The sequence below is a fragment of the Nocardiopsis sp. MG754419 genome (assembly GCF_018207095.1).
In the GTDB taxonomy this organism is placed as follows: domain Bacteria; phylum Actinomycetota; class Actinomycetes; order Streptosporangiales; family Streptosporangiaceae; genus Nocardiopsis.
Genome location: NZ_QOCZ01000034.1, coordinates 1 through 20,424, shown reverse-complemented (window position 1 = coordinate 20,424; position 20,424 = coordinate 1). Strand labels below are relative to the sequence as shown.

Below are 20,424 nucleotides of genomic sequence, written 5' to 3'. Positions count from 1 at the left end.
TCCCACCATGCTCGAGGTCACCGGTCTGCAGAAGATCTACAACGGCGGTGCCACGGCGGTGGAGGCCGTGCGCGACCTCACCTTCTCGCTCGCCGAGGGCGAACTGGTCTGCCTCGTCGGCCCCTCCGGCTGCGGCAAGACCACCCTGCTCAAGTGCATCGCCGGGCTCATGGCACCCACGGACGGCACGGTGGAACTGGCCGGTCGCCCGGTGCTGTCCCCGCCGCCCGGTATGGCCGTGGTCTTCCAGGAGTACGGGCGCAGCCTCTTCGCCTGGATGAGCGTGCGCGACAACGTGGAACTGCCCCTCAAGGAGAAGAAACTCCCCAAGGAGCGTCGCACCGCACTGGTCTCCGAGTCCCTGGAGGCGGTCGGCCTCACCGACTTCGCCGACGCCTACCCCTGGCAGCTCTCCGGCGGCATGCAGCAACGTGTGGCCATCGCCCGCGCGATCGCCTACGAACCCCAGGTGCTGCTCATGGACGAACCCTTCGCCGCCGTCGACGCCCAGACCCGGGCCGACCTGGAGGACCTGGTCCGACAGATCTGGCAACGGCTGGGCGTGACCGTCCTGTTCGTCACCCACGACATCGACGAGGCCGTCTACCTGGGAGAACGTGTCCTGGTCCTGTCCAACTCGCCCACCGTGGTCCAGGATGACATCACCGTCGACCTGCCCGCCGAACGCGACCAGCTCACCACCCGCCAGGACGAACGCTTCACCCACCTGCGCGCCCGTGTCTACGCCCAGATCCAGCAGGCCAAGAGGGGTTCCGCCCCTCCCGCGGCCTGACCCGGACGCACGCACCCGCAAGGAGACACCAGCATGAGCCTGCTCGACGCCGACGCCCACACCGCGCACATCTTCACCGGCGCCTGGACCCGCTCCGGGGGAGGGGACGCCCCCGTCGTCTCCCCCTCCACCGGAACCGTCCTGGGCCGCACCGGCATCGCCGACGCCGACGACGTCCGGGAGGCCGCCGCCCGCGCCGACAAGGCCCGACACGCCTGGGCCGCCGCCTCCTTCGAGGAACGCGCCGCCGTCCTGCGCCGCGCCGGCGACCTCCTCCAGGCCCACGAGGCCGAGATCACCGACTGGCTGCGCCGGGAGAGCGGCGCCGCCGCCGGGATGGCCGGATTCCAGGTGCACGTGGCCGCCGAGGAGTGCTTCGAGGCCGCCGCCCTGGCCTCCCAACCCCACGGCGAGGTCCTGCGCACCGCCAAGCCCCGGCTGAGCTTCTCCCGCCAGGTGCCCGTGGGCGTGGTCGGGGTCATCGCCCCGTTCAACGTCCCCCTCATCCTCGGGATCCGCTCGGTCGCCCCCGCCCTGGCGGTGGGCAACGCCGTCATCCTCAAGCCCGACCCGCGCACCGCCGTGTGCGGCGGCGCGGTCCTGGCCGAGGTCTTCCACCGGGCCGGAGTGCCCGAAGGGGTGTTCCAGGTCCTGCCCGGCGGGGTGGCGGCGGGGGAGGCCCTGGTCGCCGACCCGCACGTGCGCGTCATCTCCTTCACCGGCTCCACCGCGGCGGGACGCCGGGTCGGTGAGGCCGCGGCCCGGCACCTCAAGCGCGCCCATCTGGAGCTGGGCGGCAACTCCCCGCTGGTGGTGCTCGACGACGCCGACGTGGAGGCCGCGGCCTCCATCGGCGCGTGGGGCTCCTTCCTGCACCAGGGACAGATCTGCATGACCACCGGACGTCACCTGGTGCACGCCTCCCTCGCCGACGCCTACGTCGAGCGCCTCGCGGCCAAGGCCGAGGCGTTGGTCGTGGGCAGCACAGAGGAGGACGGCGCCGCGCTCGGCCCCGTGATCGACGCCGGTCAGCGCGACAAGATCCATCGTCTGGTGACCGCGGGCGTGGACGCCGGGGCCGAACTCCGGGCCGGAGGCACCTTCGAGGGCCTGTACTACCGGCCCACCGTGCTCGACCGGGTCACGCCGACCACGCCCCCCTTCGCCGAGGAGGTGTTCGGCCCCGTGGCGCCGGTGGTGCGCTTCTCGACCCTCGACGAGCTCGTGGAACTGGCCGGTTCCACCGAGTACGGCCTGTCCCTGGGGGTGATCACCACCAACCCGATGCGCGGTCTGGAGATTGCCGATCGCATCCCCAGCGGCATCGTGCACATCAACGACCAGACCGTCGACGACGAGGCCGTCGCCCCCTTCGGCGGGGTGGGCCACTCGGGGACGGGGTCGCGTTTCGGCGGAACCCGCGCCAACCTGGAGGCCTTCACCGAGACCCAGTGGGTGACCATGCGGGCCGATCCGGCGCGCTACCCGTTCTGACGGACCCGTCCGGCGGCCCCTCCCACGCCGTGCGGCGGCGCGCGGCGGGCCGGGGCGGGGCGGGGCCGACCGTACGATCGGGACCATGACGAGCACACGTCAGAGGTCCCTGACCCCTCTCGAGCGGCGCTTGGACGGGTGGGCGCAGCGACGCCTGGCGGCGCTTCGGGGGCCGGTGGCCGGGGGACTCGCGGAGTTCGCGGTCTTCGCGGCCAAACAGGCGTGGGCGTGCGTCTTCGGTGCCGCCATGCTCGCCCTCCTGGTCACCACCCACCTGTGGTACCCCGAGGACGTCGCACTGTCCCGCAGCGACGCCCTCGTGCTCGGGGCGGTGGCCATCCAGGCGTTCATGCTGCTCCTACGCCTGGAGAGTGGCCGTGAGCTGTGGGTGGTCGTCCTCTTCCACCTCGTCGGCACGGTCATGGAGCTCTTCAAGACGGCCGTGGGGTCGTGGACCTACGGCGGTGACGGCCTGCTGTGGATCGCGGGGGTGCCGCTGTACACGGGTTTCATGTACGCCGCCGTGGGGTCGTACATGGTGCGGGTGTTCCGCCCGTTCGACCTGCGCTTCGACCACTATCCGCCGCGCTGGGTCACCGCGGTGCTCGGCCTGGCGATCTACCTCAACTTCTTCGGTCACCACTACCTGCCCGACGCGCGCTGGGTGCTGCTCGTCCTGGTCGTGGTGGCCTACGCCCGCTGCACCATGTACTTCCGCAACCGTCGGGCGCGGCCGTGGCGCCGTATGCCCGTCCTCGCCTCGTTCGTGGGCGTGGCCTTCTTCCTCTGGGTCGCCGAGAACATCGCCACCGCCGCCGGATCGTGGATCTACCCCCACCAGGCGGACGGCTGGGAGATGGTGTCCCTCTCGAAGCTGGTCGCCTGGTTCCTGCTGATGATCATCTCCGTGGTGCTGGTGACCTTCGTGTACCGGCCCCGTCCGCTCGACGACCCCGCGCACGGGGACGGACCCGCCGGTCCCGGTCGCGGGTCCGACGGGGCGCCGGGGGAGACACCACGGTGACGTGGACGGATCAGCCGGTCAGGTCGGGGATGAGGTCGGGGCCCACACGGCACACGTGGTCGCGGAACAGTGCCACCGCCGGGGGTTCGTAGCCGCCGCCCGACCCCTCCCGGAGCCACACGATCCCCACCGGCCGTTCGGTGTCGCCGTCACCGATGACCAGCTCCACCGTGCCGCCCAACGGGCCCTTGGGGCGCTCCGGCAGCACCGACACCCCCAACCCCGCCGCGACCAACCCCCGGGCCGTGGTGATGTCGTCCGCCTCGAAGGAGGCCGTGGGGGTGACCCCGGCCAGCTCGCTGAGCCGATCGGCCAGATGACGTACGCCCCGACCGCGTTTGAGCAGGATGAAGTCGTCCCGGACCGACGCCAACGACACCCTGCCGCGCCCCGCCAGGGGATGCCGTTCGGGCACCACCAGACGCAGGTGCTGTGTGTGCAGCACCCGGGAGACCAGGCCCTGCCCGGACGGCAGGGGAGAGGTGAGCGCCAGGTCCGCGCCGCCCGTGGACAACCGACGCAGGGACTCGGCCCACGGCTCCTGGGTCAGGGTGAACCGCACACCGGGATGCTCCGCGCGAAACCCCCGCAACAGCGCCGGCACCACCTCGACACCGAGCGTCGGCAGGAACGTGAGCGCCACCCGACCCTCCTCGGCGCCGGTGAGTTCGGCCACTCCCTGGCGCAGATCCCCCAACGAGCGCTCCACGTGCGGCAGCAGCAACCGGCCCGCCCGGGTCAACCGGATCCCGCGCCCGGTGCGCTCCACCAACGCCACGCCCAGCTCCTCCTGGAGGCGGGCCAAAGCCCTGCTCAGCGTGGGTTGGGGCATGTTCAGCGCCTCCGCCGCGTGCGTGATGTGCTCGGTCCGGGCGACCGCCGACAGCATCCGCAACCGGGGGGCCAGCACCTGGGTCAGTGCGTCGACGTCCACGCTCTTCATGCATATCAGTATGCATGAACGTGAAACCATGCATTGGACGTATGAAAGCGCGCTTTCTAGCGTTGCAGCATGACCGTGACCAGTGCGCCCCCCATGACCGACCCCAGGCCCCGGGCCGGTACCGCGGCCTACCGGCGCACGGTGATCGCCCTGGTGGCGGCCGCGGTGGCCACCTTCGCTCAACTGTGGTCCGTGCAGCCGATCCTGCCCGCCATCGCCGAGGGCTTCGGCACCTCCGCCGGGCAGGCCGCACTCGCGGTCTCCCTGGCCACCGGAGGTCTGGCCGGCTTCACCCTGATCTGGAGCGGGATCGCCGACCGCATCGGTCGGGTGCGGGTCATCACGCTCTCCCTGCTGCTGGCCATCGTGCTGGGGGCCGCCGCGCCCTTCGCCCCCGAACTCTGGGTCCTCCTGGTGCTGCGCACCCTCCAGGGCGCGGCGCTGGGCGGGGTGTCCGCCGCGGCCGTGGCCTACCTTGCCGAGGAGATCCACCCGCGCGACGCTCCCAAGGCCACCGGCCTCTACATCGCCGGCAACCCCCTCGGCGGCATGGGCGGGCGGCTTCTCGCGGGGTTCGCCGCCGATCTGGGCGGTTGGCAGTGGGGCGTGGCGGCCAACACGCTCCTCGGCGTCGTCGCACTCGTGGTGTTCGTCCTCGTCCTGCCCCGACAGCGGCCCGGCACGGCGCCCCGCCGCACCGGCGCGACCGACCCCCTCGGCATGGGCGCCCGGCTCAAGGCGGCCATGACCACCCGTGGGCTGGTGCCGATGTACGCCCAGGCCCTGCTGCTGATGGGCGCGTTCATGGCGGTGTACAACGTCCTGGGCTTCCGCCTCACCGACGAGCCCTTCGGGCTGTCCCAGGCGGCGGCGTCCCTGCTCTTCCTCTCCTACACCGCCGGGATGCTGGGATCGGCCATGGCCGGTTCGTTCGCCCTGCGCTGGGGCCGGTACGGAGTGCTCACCACCGCGACCCTGCTGTTGCTCGTCGGGGTGGGCGGGCTGTTCACCACGTCGGTGATCCTGCTGTTGGCCACCCTGCTGCTGTTGACCTTCGCGTTCTTCTGCGCCCACGCGACCGCCTCGGCCTGGGTGGGGGCCCACGCCGTCACCGGCCGCGCGCAGGCCACGGCCATCTACACCCTCGCCTACTACCTGGGGGCGAGCCTGTTCGGCTGGCTCGGCGGGGTGGTCTACGACGCCGTGGGCTGGAACGGAACCGTCGCCCTGGCCCTGGTCCTCACCGTTCTGGCGGGCCTGTTCGCGCTGCGCCTGCGCCGCCTCTGACCTCGCGCACCCAAGGAAAGCGGCCCGCTCTCCTGTGGCGCGACCGCGGACGGTGAAGGGGCGCACCCCAGGGTGGTGTGTCCTCGGCGCCTCCCGCCCTCACCGTGCGGTGTCGAGGCCGCACGGCGTGCTCGGCGAGCCCGGTCCTCCGCCGCGCTCGCACGGAGGTGCCCGGGTGTCCCCGGCCGGCCGGGTCGCCGCGCCACCGCTCCCGCCCGCCCACCGGCGGTCGTCCCCTCCCGTCGCGGGTGAACCGCCACCCTCAGAGAGGACGGACGGTGAGGCTCTGCTCCGCGCGTCCCACCTCGCCCTCCAGGTCGTGCAGGACCGTGCTGGTCAGCCCGAGGCCCGTGGGCCCGAACGCGACGGTGGTGTCCAGCCCCACCCACGGCCCTTCCGGCCGTCGGTGGAGGTGGACGGTGAGGTCCACGTTGGGGAACATCCACTCCTGCGGAGACTCGCGCACCGCGACGCCGTTGGCCGTGTCGACCAGCGCGACGTAGGAGGCGACGGGGCCCACCCGTTCGTCGCGCACCAGGTCGACGTCACTGGAGATCCACGCCGTGCCCCGTCCCCGCTCGGGTGCGCGGACCTGGCGCGCGTCCAGAGAGGCGATGTACCCGCCCGGCCACACGGAGCTCAGCGGTTGTTTCCCGAACCCGTCGGGATCGGGCAGCGGTGCGGACGCCCCGCCCGTCACGGCGCTGGTGTCACCGGCGACGAGAAGCCACGCGCGGGCGCGCACCGCCGTGCGATCACCGATGTGCACCAGGGCCTCCACCAGTTCGATGGTGCGTCCCGGGCGGAGGGTGCGCACCTCGATGCGGCACTCGGTCATGGCGAGGGTGCCGAGGATGTCGAAGCCGATCCGGGAGAGCTGAAGGCCGCGCTGCTCGCTGTGCGTCTCGATGGCGTGGGTGATGAGTCCACCGAGCGGACTGAAGTGTTGTTCGGAGGGGTTCCAAGCGCCACTGACATGCTCTGTGGGGAGGTAGCGGTCGTGGTCCGACCGGACGAAGTAGGCGTTCTGGGACAAGGGGTTCTCCTGTACGGCGAGGTCGTGCCCTTCGCATCCTCCCCGATGCCCGCGAGCGTGAATCCGTCGGCTCCGCCCTCACCGGCCCCGTCCGTCGTAGGGTCGGCGAGGATCGACCCCCTGCCCGCGGGCGACGCGAAGGGGGGTCGTCCTCGGCGGCCTCCGGGTCGCCGCCGAGGAGGCCGTCCCCGCGCGGGTGGGACGGGGATTCCCGTCACGCTCCGGGGCCTTACCTTGGTACAGCCCGCCCACACCCCTCCGGAGGACTCATGCACAAGGACAAGCTGCGCATCAAGACGATCGGCAAGGTGCTCACCGCTCGCCGCGTGGACTTCGACCCCGCGCGCCACGATGATCGGGCCGGATGGTTGCAGAAGGTGCAGGAGACCACCGACCTGGGCGCGCGCGACATCACCGACCTGGAGAGCGGCGTCCGCTACAACTACGGCGAGGACACCGTGACCGCGCTGGAGCGGGTCTACCGGCTCCGCCCCGGCACGCTGGGCCCCGCTCTGCAGGGTGAGGGCGGGCTCGTCTCCGACGACGGTGAGCTCCTGGTCGATCCGCTCGCCGCACCGGAGCCGGTGGAGGAACAACTCCTCCGCTTCACCGCGGCTCTGCGCGCAAGTGTGGAGCACCTCCCCGAGCAGGAGGCGGCGCACGTCATGACCCACGCACTGGCCTCGGCCGAGGCGCGCGCGTTCTTCGTCATCGACACGAAACCGGGATCGCGACGTCGTGCCTCCTAGGGAGGACGCCTCGCACACCACGCGCGGTTCGGTGGGGCAGGGCCCACGTGCGGGGGCCGATCAGGTCCAGGCGCCCATGACCAGTCGGTCCTCGTCGTGATCCTCCACGGGGGTGAACCCGACCCGGTCGAAGAACCGGACACGGCCCTCGAACCCCTCGCCCCCCTCGGGGATGAGGAACACCCACTCGACCTTCTCCGCGCGCGCCTCCTCCAGGAACGCGGTGATCAGGGCGGTGCCGATGCCCTGGCGGCGCAGGCCCCCGTCCACGACCACCGCCAGGACGTATCCGTGGGGCGCGGGCGCCGGGGCCGCCGCGCCGGCGTAGGCGCCGTCCAGGATCCCCTCCAACCAGCCGACGACGCGTCCGGCGACCTCCGCGACCAGCACCACCATGGTGTCCGGCCACACGTCGTCCGGGTACCCCTTCAGGTCGAAGTGCGGTGCTTCCTTGGTGATCAGTGCGGCGATCCCCGGGCCGTCGCCCGGGGCCGCGTCTCGCACCACCGTTGTCATGACTCCATGCTCACCCCGGCGGCCCCCGGAGCCAAGGACCACCACCGACGGAAGTTCGGGACGCATCACCACAGGTCGGCCCAGGTCCCCGCGCGTGCACGGTCGGCTCGCCCGCAGTGTTCCTCGGGGTCGTTCTCGCCCCGTTCCTCGGACCGGTCGTCGGTCCACCTCGCGTCGGGGCCGGCTCGGACGGGCTCCGGCTCCCGACCGCCACCGCCCAGGCCCTGACGGTCGGGGGTCAGCGCGAACTCCACCAGGTGTGCGGGCAGGTTCCGTTCGCACACCCGCCGCAGTTCCCGTCGGTGGTGGCGCAGCGCCGGTCGGCGCGTTCGATCCACCTCCTCCTCCAGGTCGCGCAGTGCCGCCGACAGCCGCCGGGTCACCTGGGTGTGCCCCTCGCACTGCAGCACCAGTTCGCTGAAGTCCAGGTCCACGAACCCCTCCCAGGTGGGCAGGGGCAGCTCGGCGCGGGGGACCCTCCTATGGTCGTAGATGGTCCACCTGTGCCGGGTGACCTCGGCGAACGCCCCCACGAGCGTCTGGATCCGATCCACGCACCGCACGGCGGTGGTCGGATCGTTCTCCCCGTAGCCCTGGGCACGCACGCCGATGTCGACGATCTGCCGTAGTCCGAAGGCCGGATCCTGGTAGGTCGAACGTTCCCGACCGGTGTGCAGGGCGCGCGCCGCGCGCTCGGGGGACCGTGGGGGTCGCCGGGAGCGGACGACGAGGACCACGCCCTGCTCGGGCACAGGGTCGCCGATACGCGGGAGGACCCGCACGAACGCGTCCTCGCGCCGGGCCCAGGAGGCCGGCGCGCACTCGTTCACCCGGGTCGACACGCCCGCATCGGACCGGGAGCGTACCCGGGTGAGGACCTCCCCACCGGGTCCCTCGGTCGCCGGTGGGGGAGCGGACTCGGCCATGCGGCGGATCCGTCGCAGGGAGCCGTGAGCCACCCGGTCCATCACGATGCTCACCCGCATCAGCGAGATCGTCCCCTGCACGAAGAACAGGAAGGCGAGCAGACACAGCACCAGCGTCAGGATCGAGAGTGTGGTGGACGGCAGCGGAACGCAGGGGTTGTCCTGATCGGCGATGAGACCGCCGAGTTAGAGCACGCCGACGGTGTAGGCGAACGTGCCCAGGAAGACCGTGAGCGCGAGCTTGGTGGTCCAACTGCGGGTGAAGAGGTGGATGATCCTCGGGGAGAGTCGGTCGGTGGCCATCCGCAGCGCCACCAGGGTGATGCTGAAGACCACGCCCATCACGGTGAGGGCGGCCGGCCCGATGGTCTGGATCACCGTCCGGCCGTTCTCCGCCCAGGCGGCCCAGTCCTCGGGGGACGGTTCCCCAGCCCGTCCCTCGCCGGCGGCCGGCAGTTCGCCCAGCGCGATGTCCAGGAGTGCCGTCACGGGCGCCGGGACGGCGAAGAACACCATCCCGGCCAGCGGTACCGGTACGAACGACTCCCGGACGTGTTCCCCCAGCGCCCGACCGGCCGACTTGCGCGGTCTGCCCAGAGTGATCCAACGTGGCCGGCCGGGGGCGGTCGCCGGTTCCGACACGAGCGATGATCACGGAGTTCCCCCCGGTCGGATGCGCCGAAGGGACGATACGAGGGAAAAGTTCGTGCTCTCCGGTTTTGACGCTCGGATCTCTTGAGGGTTAGCGGGCCGATGAGTGTGGAATCGGAGATTTCTCGTGCGTATCGTTCGATCCTTGGGCCGACGCAGGGAGCGGTTCCGAGGGTGTGGGGTCCGATCCGGGCCCCGTTCCGGGTCGGGGTGGAGGACAAGTGGCGGAAATTAGTTTAAGATTCAACTTGTTGGAGCGTTCGACCGAGTGCTCCAGGAGAGGATGAGGACCCATGGACGTGCGCCCTTCGGGGATCCACCACGTGACCGCCATCGCGACCGACCCCCAGGCCAACGCCGACTTCTACCTCAACGTCCTGGGGATGCGTCTGGTCAAGCGGACCGTCAACTTCGACTCCCCGGACACCTACCACCTGTACTACGGTGACCGCGCGGGCAACCCCGGCACCATCATGACCTTCTTCCCCTGGCCGGACGCGCCCAAGGGCAGGATCGGCGCGGGGCAGGCCACCACCACGACCTTCTCCGTTCCCCAGGGCTCCCTGGGCTGGTGGGCCGACCATCTGTCCACCCTCGACATCCCCTTCACCCGCCCCGTCGAGCGCGCCGAGGAGGACGTCCTGAGCCTGCGCGACCCCGATGGTCTGCTCATCGAACTGGCCGCCGGCGCCGACCACCACGACACCGACCCCTGGGACGGGGGAGTGGTCCCCACCGACCGCGCCATCCGCGGCATCCGCGCCGTCACCCTCACCGAGCAGGACGCCGACGGAACGGCGCAGATGCTCGGCGGACAGTTGGGCTTCCACCTGCACAGTGAGGAGGCGGGCCGGATGCGCTTCCACACCAACGACTCCGGCGACGGCGTGGGCACCATCGTCGACGTGGTCGCCGACCCCGGTGCCGAGCGCGGTGTGGTCGCCGCCGGCACCGTCCACCACGTCGCCTACCGCGCCCCCGACACCGCCGTCCAGGACGCCTGGCGTCAGCGGCTGGCCGACGACGGGGTGGGGGTCACCGAGATCCGTGACCGCAGCTACTTCACCTCGATCTACTTCCGTGAACCCGGCGGGGTCCTGCTGGAGATCGCCACCGACGGCCCCGGCTTCGACTACGACGAACCCCTGCTGGAGCTGGGCCGCTCGTTGAAGCTCCCGCCGTGGCTGCAGCCGCGCCAGGACCAGATCGCCGCGAGCCTGCCCCACCTGGAGGTGTCCCGGTGACCGCCGTGACCGACTTCGTCCACGTCTTCGAGCCGGCCACCGAGCCGGACGCGCCCACGCTGTTGCTGCTGCACGGCACCGGCGCCGACGAACACGACCTGGTGCCACTGGGTCGGATCCTGGCTCCGGGCGCGGCGTTGCTGTCGCCGCGCGGCAAGGTCGACGAGAACGGGTCGAACCGCTGGTTCCGTCGCCTGCGCGAGGGCGTCTTCGACGTGGAGGACCTCATCGCGCGCACCGCCGAACTGGCCGACTTCGTCAAGGCCGCCACGGTCGCCTACGACCTGGACCCGGAGCGGATCGTGGTGAGCGGTTTCTCCAACGGTGCCAACACGGGCGCCGGCCTGGTCCTGCTCCACCCCGGTGTGGTGGCGGGCGCGGCGCTGTTCGCCGGCGGCGCCCCGCTCCAAGGGCGCGAGCCCGACCGCGTCGACCTGTCGGGGACCCGGGTGTTCCTGGGCAACGGCGCGGTCGACCCGATCACCACCATCGACCAGGCGCGACTGCTGGCCGCGCAGCTGGGGGAGCGGGGTGCGGACGTGCGCGTCGAGGAACACCCCGGGGGGCACGGGCTTCCGCCCGAGACGGTGGAGCGGGCCCGGGAGTGGTTCGCGGCCGCGGACTTCTAGAGACCTGGGGCCCGGGAGACGGGCCACCACCGGACGGCGGTGGCGTTCCCCGACCCGAACGCCACCGCTTCTCTTCGGTTCCTATTGAGATCTACGTTGTCAAGGTGGCGGTTCCGTGTGCCACAAGCACACGCACTCACTTCAGGCCTCGACCACATCGCCCCCGCCCCTCGTGCGCCACCGATGTGAGACGTCCGACAGTCGTGCGGCGTGTCCGGAGCTCCATGGACCACGGTTCGGCCGCTGAGGCGGCGCATCGGGGGAGAGGGGCGCTTCGTGTAAGGGGATCACTGCACCGGTCCCCTGACAGCGTGCTCGTCGGGGCCGGCTAGATTGGCTCGCGTCCCGATCCCCGTACGGAAATAGAGCCCATGATCCCCTCTCCAGTTGCGCAGGTCCGGTGATGGACCCCGAGATCCTGGGCCTGCTGTTGCTGGCCGCCGTCGCCGCGGGATGGGTCGACGCCGTCGTCGGCGGAGGAGGCCTGCTCCTGCTCCCCGCCCTGATGGTCGCCGCCCCCAACGCACCGTTGGCCACCCTGCTGGGCACCAACAAGCTCGGTGCCGTCTTCGGTACCGTCTCCGCCGCCATCGCCTACGCCCGCAGGGTGCGACTCGACCAGCGTGTCGTCCTGCCCACCGCCGGTCTGGCCCTGATCGGTTCGGGGCTGGGCGCGGCCATGGCCACCGCCCTGACCGCCGACGTCCTCAAACCCATCATCATGGCCGTCCTGGCCGGGGTGGCGCTGTTGGTGGTCTTCCGGCCCGCCATGGGCACCTCGCCCGACCGGTCCCTGCGCACCCGCAACCGGATCCTGGCGGTCCTCGCGCTGGCCGGCCTGGGGGTGAGCTTCTACGACGGTCTCATCGGCCCCGGAACCGGCGTGTTCCTCATCATCGCCTTCACCGCGGTGTTGGGCATGGACTTTCTGCACGCCTCGGCCTCGGCCAAGATCGTCAACGTGTGCACCAACCTCGGCGCCCTGGTGGTCTTCGCCATCGGCGGGCACATCGACTGGCTGCTGGGGCTGGGGCTCGCGGTGTGCACCATCATCGGTGCGCAGATCGGCGCACGGATGGCGCTGCAACGGGGCACCGGTTTCATTCGAGCCGTCCTGCTCGTCGTGGTGCTCGGCCTGCTGGTCCGCATGGCCTGGGACGTGTTCGGCTGAGTCCGCGGCGCAGGACCGGCGTCCCCGTGACCCACGCCAGGGGCCCTTCGACTCTCGGTGGCGTGGGGCGGGGGCCGCTGGGCGAGGGCCGTCCGTGATAGTCCTGCTCGCACGTCCTCGCGACGCTCGCCCCGGTGACACGGCGCGTGCGCGCACACCCAATCGGAAGGGCCCCATGGTGCAGGACCACGTGAGACCGACCCGCGCCCGCGCGCACCATGCGGCGGACCTGGTCCGCCTGAGGGACTCCTGTGCCCGGTGGCAGCGACGCCGGGGGATCGAGCAGTGGGCACCCGGCGAGGTCGCACCCGAGCAGGTCAGGTCCCAGATCGAGCGGGGTGAATGGTGGCTGGTCCAGGACGGCGCGCCGGTGGCGGCCGTCCGGGTCTTGGAGGAGGACCCGCAGGTGTGGCCCGACCCGGGGCCGGTGCCCGCGTACTACGTGCACGGGCTCATGGTGGATCGTGGGGCCACCGGCCGTGGCCTGGGCGAGCGACTGCTGGCCTGGGTCGAGCACACGGCCACCGACGCCGGTCGCGGCCTGGTGCGCCTGGACTGTGTGAGCGCCGGTCAGGGTCTGCGCGCCTACTACGAACGTCTCGGGTACCGCCCGCGCGGCGAGGTCACCTTCCCCGCCCACCTGGGATGGCACCCGGTCACCCGCTACGAGAAGACCCTGACCTGGGCGGGCGGGTGACGCCGTGGTGTGTCACGGCGCCCCCGTCCGTGCGGGGCGTCTACACCGCCGGGTCCGCCTGTCCGGTCAGGGCGGCGGTGACGTCGTCGATGATGCGGTGCGCGCCGTGGTGGTTGGCGGCGCCCCAGACGTCGTGGTCCACCCGGTAGACCCGCTCGTCCCGGACGGCGTCCAGGTTGGACCACACGCCGTCGGTGAAGGTGACCGGGGCCTCGGGGAAGCCGGAACCGGCCATGACGAACAGGACGTCGCCGTCGCCCTGCTCCAGGTTCTCGTAGCTGTGCGGGATGAAGTCGGTGTCCCCGTCCGACTCCACCTGGGTGTCGGGGCGTGCGAAGCCCAGGTCGTCGATGATCTGCCCGGGGAAGGACGCGGGGGTCTCCAGTCGGATCTCGTTGGCGTCCTGCAACCGCACCAGGGACACCTCCGTGCCGGCGGGGTCCACTCCGGCCTCCTCGATCCGGGCGCGGGCCTGGGCGACGGCGGTGTCGTAGTCCTCCAACGCCTCCTCGGCGGCCTCGGGGGCGGCCAGGACGTCGGCGACCTCCTCCAGGTGCCCGCGCCAGGAACCGGTGCCCTCCCACTCCAACAGGACGGTGGGGGCGATCGCCTCCAGGGAGTCCAGCATCGCGGTCTGCGCACCCACCTGGGTGTCCACACCGATGATGAGGTCCGGCTCGGCCGTGGCCAACTCCTCGATGTTGACGTCGTCCTCCACGGGGGAGTTGGTGACCAGGGTCAACGCGCCGCCGTCGACGTCCTCGGGTAGGAACGGCGCCAACCCCTGGTCGGCGGTGCCGGGCGTGCCCATGGTGCCCACCACGTCCCGCCCCAGCAGGGTGACGGCGGCCAGCGTGGGCCGCCACAGCACCGCGATCCGTTCGGGGGCGTCGGGGATCTCCACCTCGCCGTTGGCGGCCCGCACGGTGCGGCTCGGCCCGGCGTCCGGACCGTCGGCGCCGGGTTCCCGCGGGCCGGGTCCGCACCCGGTCAACGTGAGGACCCCGACCAGGGGGAGGGCGAGGGCGGTCGACAGTGAGCGCGTGTGGGGCATCGTTCGGGGACCCTTTCGTGCGAGCATGACGTAGGTAAGGCTAACCTGTGCTGGTGGTGTTCGTCCGGTTTCCTCCGGTGCCGTACGATGCGACGTCGACACCACCGGCGTCATCACCCCCACATTCACCATCCGCACCAGCATCAGAACGGGGAAGCCGTGGTCCTGCGCGCGCCCACACCAACGCGCCCCGCCCTCACCCGACGCATCATCCGCCCCATCGGTCTGATCGTCGCCCTGGGAGCCCTGGCCGTCTGTGCTCTGCTCAGCGTCACCGTGGGAGCCAAGCCCATTCCCGCCGCGGACGTCTGGGCCGCCCTCACCGACTACGACGGCACCTACGACCACGACGTCATCCTCACCCTGCGCGTGCCCCGCACGATCATCGGGATTTTCGTGGGCGCCGCCCTCGGTCTGGCGGGCGCGCTCATGCAGGCCCTCACCCGCAACCCTCTGGCCGAACCCGGCATCCTCGGCATCAACTCCGGGGCCGCCGCCGCTGTCGTCATCGCCGTGTTCCTGTTCGGACTGGGCGGTTCCGCCCTGGTGTGGCCCGCCTTCATCGGCGCCGCCGTCGCGGCCGTGGCCGTCTACGCCCTGGGGTCCCGGGGCCGCGCCAGCGCCACCCCCGTCCGTCTGGCCCTGGCCGGCACCGCCCTGGGCGCCGTCCTCCAGGGGCTGATCTACGGCGTCATCGTGCTCAACGACTTCGTGTTCGACCGGATCCGCTTCTGGCAGGTGGGCTCCCTCACCGGGCGCGACCTCGACCTGTTCTGGCAGGTCGCCCCCTTCCTCGTCCTGGGCATCCTGCTCACCCTGGCCCTGGGGCCCTCCCTCAACACCGTCGCCCTGGGCGACGACCTGGCCGCCACCCTGGGCGCCCGCATCCCCCTGATCCGCGCCGGGACCGCCGTGGCCGTCATCTTGTTGTGCGGGGCCGCCACCGCCGCCGCGGGACCGATCTGGTTCGTCGGCCTCATCATCCCGCACGCAGCCCGGGTCATCACCGGCCCCGACCAACGTTGGCTGCTGCCCTACTCCGCCGTCCTGGGAGCGATCCTGCTCACCGCCGCCGACACCGTCGGACGTGTGGTCCTGCCCGGCTCCGAGCTGGAGGTCGGCATCATCACCGCCCTCGTCGGCGCACCCCTGTTCATCGCCCTGGTCCGCAGTAGAAAGATGGCGCAGCTGTGAACGAGACCCTGGCACCACCCCGCCCCACCGACGGCACCCGGCTCCGCCCCCGGGGCACCGTGGCCTGGCGCAGCCGCGATGAACGCCTGTCGTTCCTGCTGCACCCGCGCACCCTGCTCACCTGCCTCGTCCTGGCCGCGGTGAGTCTGGTGACCCTGGCGGTCTCGGTCACCGTCGGCGACTACGAGATCCCCTTCGCGGCGGTCCCCGGCGCCCTGTTCGGTTTCGGAGAACGCCTGGACGTGTTCTTCGTGCAGGGCGTGCGCCTGCCCCGCGCCCTGACCGCCATCGGCGTGGGCGCGGCCCTGGGCATCGCCGGCGCCGTCTTCCAGAGCCTGTCCCGCAACGCCCTGGGCAGCCCCGACATCATCGGGTTCACCTCGGGCGCCGCCACCGGCGCGGTCTTCGCCATCCTCGTCCTGGGCGCGAGCAGTGTCGTGATCTCCCTGGGCGCCATCGCCGGCGGTCTCGTCACGGCCGCCGTCGTCTACCTCCTGGCCATGAAGAACGGCGTCCAGGGCTACCGGTTGGTGCTCGTCGGCATCGGTGTCTCGGCCATGCTCGCCTCGGTCCGCGACTACCTCATGACCCGCGCCGACCTCACCGACGCCCTGGGCGCCCAGATCTGGATGATCGGCAGTCTCAACGGACGCGGCTGGGGCGAGGTCGCCGCGGTGTGGATCGGTTTCGCGCTGCTCGCCCCCGTGCTGTTCGCCGTGGGCCGACGCCTGCGCTTCATGGAGTCGGGCGAGGACATCGCCCGCGGGCTGGGCGTGAACACCCGGTCCACCCAGATCATCGCCCTGGCCGCGGCCAGCGCCCTGACCGGCGCGGCCATCGCCGTGGCCGGCCCCGTCGGGTTCGTGGCCCTGGCCGCGCCCCAGCTGGCCCGCCGCCTGATGCGCACCGGCGGCACCACCCTCATCGGCTCCGCGCTCATGGGCGCCACCCTGCTGGTGCTGGCCGACCTGGTCGCCATGCGCGCCCTGGCCCCCACCCAGCTCCCGGTGGGCGTGGTCACCGCCGTCATCGGCGGCAGCTACCTCATCTGGTTGCTGTACACCGAGTGGCGCGGCGGCCGCGCCTGAGACCGCACCCTCACGACCCCGTCCCGCACCCGAAAGAGCGACGATGAACGACGACGCCCGCCTCACCGGCCGCGACCTGACCCTCGCCTATGACCAACGCGTCATCTCGCGCGCGTTGGCCGTCACCATCCCCGACAACTCCTTCACCGTCATCGTGGGCCCCAACGCCTGTGGCAAGTCGACGCTGCTGCGCGCCCTGTCGCGCACGCTCAAGCCCTCCGAGGGCAACGTGCTGTTGGACGGGCAGGTGATCAACTCCTACCCGGCCAAGGAGGTGGCCCGCCGCCTGGGGCTGCTGCCGCAGACCTCCATCGCCCCCGACGGCATCGGCGTGGCCGACCTGGTGGCCCGCGGTCGCTTCCCGCACCAGAGCTTCCTGCGCCAGTGGTCGGCCCAGGACGAGGCGGTGGTCGCCCAGGCGATGGAGTCCACCGGCGTGAGCGTGCTGGCCGACCGGTCGGTCGACGAACTCTCCGGAGGCCAGCGCCAACGCGTGTGGCTGGCGATGGTGCTGGCCCAGCAGACCCCCCTGTTGCTCCTGGACGAGCCCACCACCTACCTGGACATCGCCCACCAGATGGACATGCTGGACCTGTGCGCGGACCTGCACGCCGAGCAGGGCCACACCCTGGTCGCCGTCCTGCACGACCTCAACCACGCCTGCCGGTACGCCACCCACCTGATCGTCATGAAGGACGGGGCGATCGTCGCCGAGGGCGAACCGGCGACCGTGGTCACCGCGGATCTGGTGGAGAAGGTGTTCGGGCTGCCGGTGCGCGTCATCGACGACCCCGAGACGCACACCCCGATGATCGTCCCGGTGGACCGGCGCGGGGTGCGGCGCGACCAGGCCTGACCCGGCCGGGGCGCCCCGACCGCCCCGACCGCGCCGGCCCGGCCGGTACCGCGGGGGTCGGTCAGCGCGCCAGCAGGGCGCGCAGCTCCTTGACGACCAGACCGGGGTCCTCCTCCGCCATGAAGTGCCCACAGGTCACCGTGGCGTGGCGCAGGTCCTCGGCCCATCCGCTCCACAACCCGCGGGCGTCGTAGCCCAGTGCGGCGCCCCAGTCCTGCTGCAGCACGGTCACCGGCATGGTCAGTCGGTCCCCGGCCGTGCGGGCGGCCAGATCGTGTTCCAGGTCGATCCCGGCCGAGGCACGGTAGTCGGCCACGATGGAGGGCACCGCGTTCCGGCAGGCGTCCAGGTACACCCGGCGCACCGGCTCCGGGATCGCCTCCGGGTCGGTGGTCCACACGTCGAGGAAGTGCCCGAAGAACGCGTCGGGCGCGGCCTCGATCATCTGTTCGGGGAGCCCGGGCGGCTGGGCCATCAGGTACAGGTGGAACCCCACCGCCCCGTGGACGCCCCGCAGCGCCTCCCACATCTCCGGCACCGGCAGCACGTCCAGCACGGCCAGGTGGGTGATGGCCCCGGGGTGGTCCAACCCGGCGCGGATCGCCACCAGCGCTCCGCGGTCGTGTCCGGCCAGCGCGAACCGTTCGTGCCCCAGCGTCCGGGCCAGGGCCACCACGTCGGCGGCCATCGTCCGCTTGGCGTAGGTGTGGTCCTCCTCCGCCACGGGGCGGTCGCTGTCGCCGTATCCGCGAAGGTCCGGGCAGATGACGGTGTGGTCGACCGCCAGGTCGGCGGCCACGTGCCGCCACATCAGGTGCGTCTGGGGGAAACCGTGCAACAGCACCACGGCCGGCCCGGACCCGCCCACGGCCACGTTCAGCGACACCCCGTCGGCCACCGGCACGCGTCGGTGTTCGAACCCGGGGAACTCGATACTCATCCGGATGCTTCCTCTCGTCGGTGAGATCCGTGCGACCAGCATGGGCGCCCTCGATGAGCAGGCGATGAGCACGCGGTACGGTGACCGCGTCCGTGCGGGGAAAGAGGGGGAGTGAGTCGGTGACGGTGCGATTCGGGGTGCTCGGGCCCGTGCAGGCCTGGGACGCACGGGGTCGACCCCTGCCCTTGAAGGGCCCGCGCCACCGCGCGGTACTGGCCCGGCTGATCCTCGCCCAGGGCCGCGTGGTCCCCGTCCGGGTGCTCGTCGACGATCTGTGGGAGGACGACGTTCCGCCCGCGGGCGCGGTCGCGGCCGTGCGCACCTTCGTGGCGGCGCTGCGCCGGGCGCTGGAACCCGACCGCGCGCCCCGGACCACGCCCCGGATCCTTCTCACCCAGGGCACCGGATACGCCTTGCGCACGCACACCGTGGACGCCCGGGAGTTCGAGGACGCCCTCACCGCCGCCGCGTCGTCGATCGACACCGATCCGGCCCGGTCCGCCGCGCTGCTGGACGAGGCGCTGGACCTGTGGCGCGGCCCGGCCTACACCGACGTCGCCCACACGACCTGGGCCCGCGCCGAACGTGCCCGCCTGGGCGAGCGACGTCTGGGCGCCGTGGAGGCACGGGCCAGGGCACACCTGGCCACGGGGGACACCGGGCGGGTCATCGCCGACCTCGACGCCCATGTGACCGACCACCCCTGGCGCGAAGAGGCCTGGCACACCCTGGCACTGGCCCTGTACCGCGCCGGACGCCAGGGGGAGGCCCTGGACGTGCTGCGTCGGGCCCGCACCCTGCTCGCGGACCGGTTGGGCCTGGACCCGGGGCCGTCCCTGCGCCGCCTGGAACACGACATTCTCCACCAGGCCGACCATGTGGAGGCGCCCACCGCCACGGTCGACCGGCTCTGGCACAGCACCGCCGACGCCTACCGCAGCGGCCCCGGCCCCCGAGCCCGCCTGGAGTCCACCGTGGGTCTGCTGCGCGCCCTGGCCGTCACCGGACCCGAGGGACTGACCAGGGCCCGCACCCACCGCATGGAGGCCGTCGACGCCGCGCGCGCACTCGGCGACCCCGACCTCACCGCCCGCGTCATCGGCGCCTACGACGTGCCCGCCAACTGGACACACTCCGACGACCCGGCACAGGCCGCCCGGGTGGTCGCCGCGGCCGAGGAGACCCTCACCGCGCTCGGACACCAGGGGCACCACGCCCTGCGCGCACGCCTGCTGTCGACCGTCGCCCTCGAATCACGGGGCGACCGCTCGGAACGCCCCCGCCTGGCCGCCCTGGAGGCCGAACACCTGGCCCGTGGGCTGGGCGATCCCACCCTGCTCGCGTTCGCCCTCAACGGCCGATGGATGCAGACCTTCCACCGCACCGGACTGGCCGACGAACGGGGCCGGATCGGCACCGAACTCGTGGAGCTGTCCGCACGGCAGGGTCTGGACACCTTCGAGATCCTGGGACACCTCATCGGTGTCCAGACCGGTGCGGCGGTGGGCGACACCGACCGCGCCGACCACCACGCCGACGCCGTCGCACGGCTGGCCCGTCGCCACGAACGCCCCCTGGTGGAGGTCTTCACCACCTGGTACCGGGCGCTGCGCCTGGACCTGACCGGCCGGGCGCCGGCGGAGGTGGCCGAGGCCTACCGGGCCGCGGCCGACCGCACCATCCCGGCCGGGATGCCCGGTCTCGCTCAGGGACTATTGCCACTGGCGCTGCTGAGCCTGCGCCTGCGCCACGGATCGCCCTGGCGGGAGGAGCCCGACACCGACTGGGGACCCCACGCCCCCTGGGTCGCGCCCCTGCGACTGCTGTCCCTGGACCGGCCGGACGAGGCCTCCCGTGCCCTGGACCGGGTCCAGGACCCGGCTCCGGGACTGGTGATGGAGGCCCACTGGGCCCTGGTGGCCCACGCCGCGCTGGCGCTGGGGCACCGGCCGGCGCTGCGGCGGGCGCGCGCCGCCCTGACACCCGCGCTCGGAGAGCACGCCGGGGCCGCCGGCGGCATGTTCACCCTGGGACCGGTGGCCGACCTGCTCCGGCGCATCGACGGGGCGGGGTGAGCCGGACCGCCCGAAGGGGCGGGAGGGCGCTGGGGTCGGCTCCACCAGGTGTGGGGG

18 protein-coding genes and 1 pseudogene are annotated in these 20,424 nt (G+C 72.2%); 13 read left to right on the top strand and 6 right to left on the bottom strand.

Going from position 1 to position 20,424, the window contains the following annotated elements; all coding sequences use genetic code 11:
- Nucleotides 1–7: 7 nt before the first annotated feature.
- The 3 genes from DSY14_RS09490 (at nt 8) to DSY14_RS09480 (ending at nt 3,311) form a co-directional block, all read left to right on the top strand.
- Nucleotides 8–793, top strand: a complete 786-nt coding sequence (locus DSY14_RS09490) for an ABC transporter ATP-binding protein (protein WP_211716142.1) — start codon at nt 8–10, stop codon at nt 791–793.
- 33 nt (nt 794–826) lie between these two features.
- Nucleotides 827–2,287 (top strand): benzaldehyde dehydrogenase, encoded by a 1,461-nt coding sequence (locus DSY14_RS09485; RefSeq protein WP_211716126.1) that lies wholly within the window; start codon nt 827–829, stop codon nt 2,285–2,287.
- A gap of 85 nt (nt 2,288–2,372) precedes the next feature.
- A complete protein-coding gene (locus tag DSY14_RS09480) occupies nt 2,373–3,311 on the top strand; it encodes a DUF817 domain-containing protein (RefSeq protein ID WP_211716125.1) in 939 nt (312 codons plus the stop codon).
- A gap of 10 nt (nt 3,312–3,321) precedes the next feature.
- Here the strand turns inward: DSY14_RS09480 and DSY14_RS09475 are convergent, their stop codons facing one another.
- Nucleotides 3,322–4,254 carry a LysR family transcriptional regulator gene (locus DSY14_RS09475; RefSeq protein WP_211716124.1) on the bottom strand — a complete coding sequence of 311 codons (933 nt, stop codon included), beginning with the start codon at nt 4,252–4,254 and terminating at the stop codon, nt 3,322–3,324.
- Nucleotides 4,255–4,323: 69 nt separating this feature from the next.
- Between DSY14_RS09475 and DSY14_RS09470 the strand changes: the two genes are divergently transcribed.
- Nucleotides 4,324–5,541 (top strand): MFS transporter, encoded by a 1,218-nt coding sequence (locus DSY14_RS09470; RefSeq protein ID WP_211716123.1) that lies wholly within the window; start codon nt 4,324–4,326, stop codon nt 5,539–5,541.
- Between the two features lie 262 nt (nt 5,542–5,803).
- Here the strand turns inward: DSY14_RS09470 and DSY14_RS09465 are convergent, their stop codons facing one another.
- A complete protein-coding gene (locus DSY14_RS09465) occupies nt 5,804–6,577 on the bottom strand; it encodes a thioesterase family protein (protein WP_211716122.1) in 774 nt (257 codons plus the stop codon).
- 269 nt (nt 6,578–6,846) lie between these two features.
- Between DSY14_RS09465 and DSY14_RS09460 the strand changes: the two genes are divergently transcribed.
- Nucleotides 6,847–7,326 (top strand): hypothetical protein, encoded by a 480-nt coding sequence (locus tag DSY14_RS09460; RefSeq protein ID WP_211716121.1) that lies wholly within the window; start codon nt 6,847–6,849, stop codon nt 7,324–7,326.
- A 60-nt stretch (nt 7,327–7,386) separates the two neighbouring features.
- On the opposite strand, the gene DSY14_RS09455 is transcribed toward DSY14_RS09460, so the two are convergent.
- Both DSY14_RS09455 and DSY14_RS09450 read right to left on the bottom strand, forming a co-directional pair.
- Nucleotides 7,387–7,842: a GNAT family N-acetyltransferase gene (locus DSY14_RS09455; protein WP_211716120.1), complete on the bottom strand. Its 456-nt coding sequence runs from the start codon at nt 7,840–7,842 to the stop codon at nt 7,387–7,389.
- 65 nt (nt 7,843–7,907) lie between these two features.
- Nucleotides 7,908–9,410: pseudogene (locus DSY14_RS09450) on the bottom strand (DUF2254 domain-containing protein).
- 302 nt (nt 9,411–9,712) lie between these two features.
- Between DSY14_RS09450 and DSY14_RS09445 the strand changes: the two are divergent.
- From DSY14_RS09445 to DSY14_RS09430, 4 genes are all read left to right on the top strand, one after another.
- Nucleotides 9,713–10,663, top strand: a complete 951-nt coding sequence (locus DSY14_RS09445; RefSeq protein ID WP_211716119.1) for a ring-cleaving dioxygenase — start codon at nt 9,713–9,715, stop codon at nt 10,661–10,663.
- Complete coding sequence (locus DSY14_RS09440; protein ID WP_211716118.1) at nt 10,660–11,292, top strand: alpha/beta hydrolase; 633 nt, start codon at nt 10,660–10,662, stop codon at nt 11,290–11,292. The genes DSY14_RS09445 and DSY14_RS09440 overlap by 4 nt, the downstream gene beginning before the upstream one ends.
- 403 nt (nt 11,293–11,695) lie before the next feature.
- Nucleotides 11,696–12,463, top strand: coding sequence for a TSUP family transporter (locus DSY14_RS09435; protein WP_211716117.1), 768 nt, complete (start codon nt 11,696–11,698; stop codon nt 12,461–12,463).
- A gap of 190 nt (nt 12,464–12,653) precedes the next feature.
- Nucleotides 12,654–13,160, top strand: a complete 507-nt coding sequence (locus DSY14_RS09430) for a GNAT family N-acetyltransferase (RefSeq protein ID WP_211716116.1) — start codon at nt 12,654–12,656, stop codon at nt 13,158–13,160.
- 40 nt (nt 13,161–13,200) lie between these two features.
- On the opposite strand, the gene DSY14_RS09425 is transcribed toward DSY14_RS09430, so the two are convergent.
- Nucleotides 13,201–14,214 (bottom strand): ABC transporter substrate-binding protein, encoded by a 1,014-nt coding sequence (locus DSY14_RS09425; RefSeq protein WP_249187590.1) that lies wholly within the window; start codon nt 14,212–14,214, stop codon nt 13,201–13,203.
- A 159-nt stretch (nt 14,215–14,373) separates the two neighbouring features.
- Here DSY14_RS09425 and DSY14_RS09420 point away from each other — a divergent pair, with 159 nt between their 5' ends.
- Genes DSY14_RS09420 through DSY14_RS09410 form a run of 3 tightly spaced genes read left to right on the top strand, consistent with a single transcriptional unit; the run spans nt 14,374 to nt 17,352 of the window.
- Nucleotides 14,374–15,408: an iron ABC transporter permease gene (locus tag DSY14_RS09420; RefSeq protein ID WP_211716114.1), complete on the top strand. Its 1,035-nt coding sequence runs from the start codon at nt 14,374–14,376 to the stop codon at nt 15,406–15,408.
- Nucleotides 15,405–16,496, top strand: coding sequence for an iron chelate uptake ABC transporter family permease subunit (locus DSY14_RS09415; protein ID WP_211716113.1), 1,092 nt, complete (start codon nt 15,405–15,407; stop codon nt 16,494–16,496). Before DSY14_RS09420 ends, DSY14_RS09415 begins: the two co-directional genes overlap by 4 nt.
- Nucleotides 16,497–16,539: 43 nt before the next feature.
- Nucleotides 16,540–17,352 (top strand): ABC transporter ATP-binding protein, encoded by an 813-nt coding sequence (locus DSY14_RS09410; RefSeq protein ID WP_211716112.1) that lies wholly within the window; start codon nt 16,540–16,542, stop codon nt 17,350–17,352.
- Between the two features lie 61 nt (nt 17,353–17,413).
- On the opposite strand, the gene DSY14_RS09405 is transcribed toward DSY14_RS09410, so the two are convergent.
- Complete coding sequence (locus DSY14_RS09405) at nt 17,414–18,292, bottom strand: alpha/beta fold hydrolase (protein WP_211716111.1); 879 nt, start codon at nt 18,290–18,292, stop codon at nt 17,414–17,416.
- A 119-nt stretch (nt 18,293–18,411) separates the two neighbouring features.
- On the opposite strand from DSY14_RS09405, the gene DSY14_RS09400 reads away from it, so the two are divergent.
- On the top strand, nt 18,412–20,367 hold the full coding sequence (locus DSY14_RS09400; protein WP_211716110.1) for an AfsR/SARP family transcriptional regulator: 1,956 nt from the start codon (nt 18,412–18,414) through the stop codon (nt 20,365–20,367).
- Nucleotides 20,368–20,424: the final 57 nt, after the last annotated feature.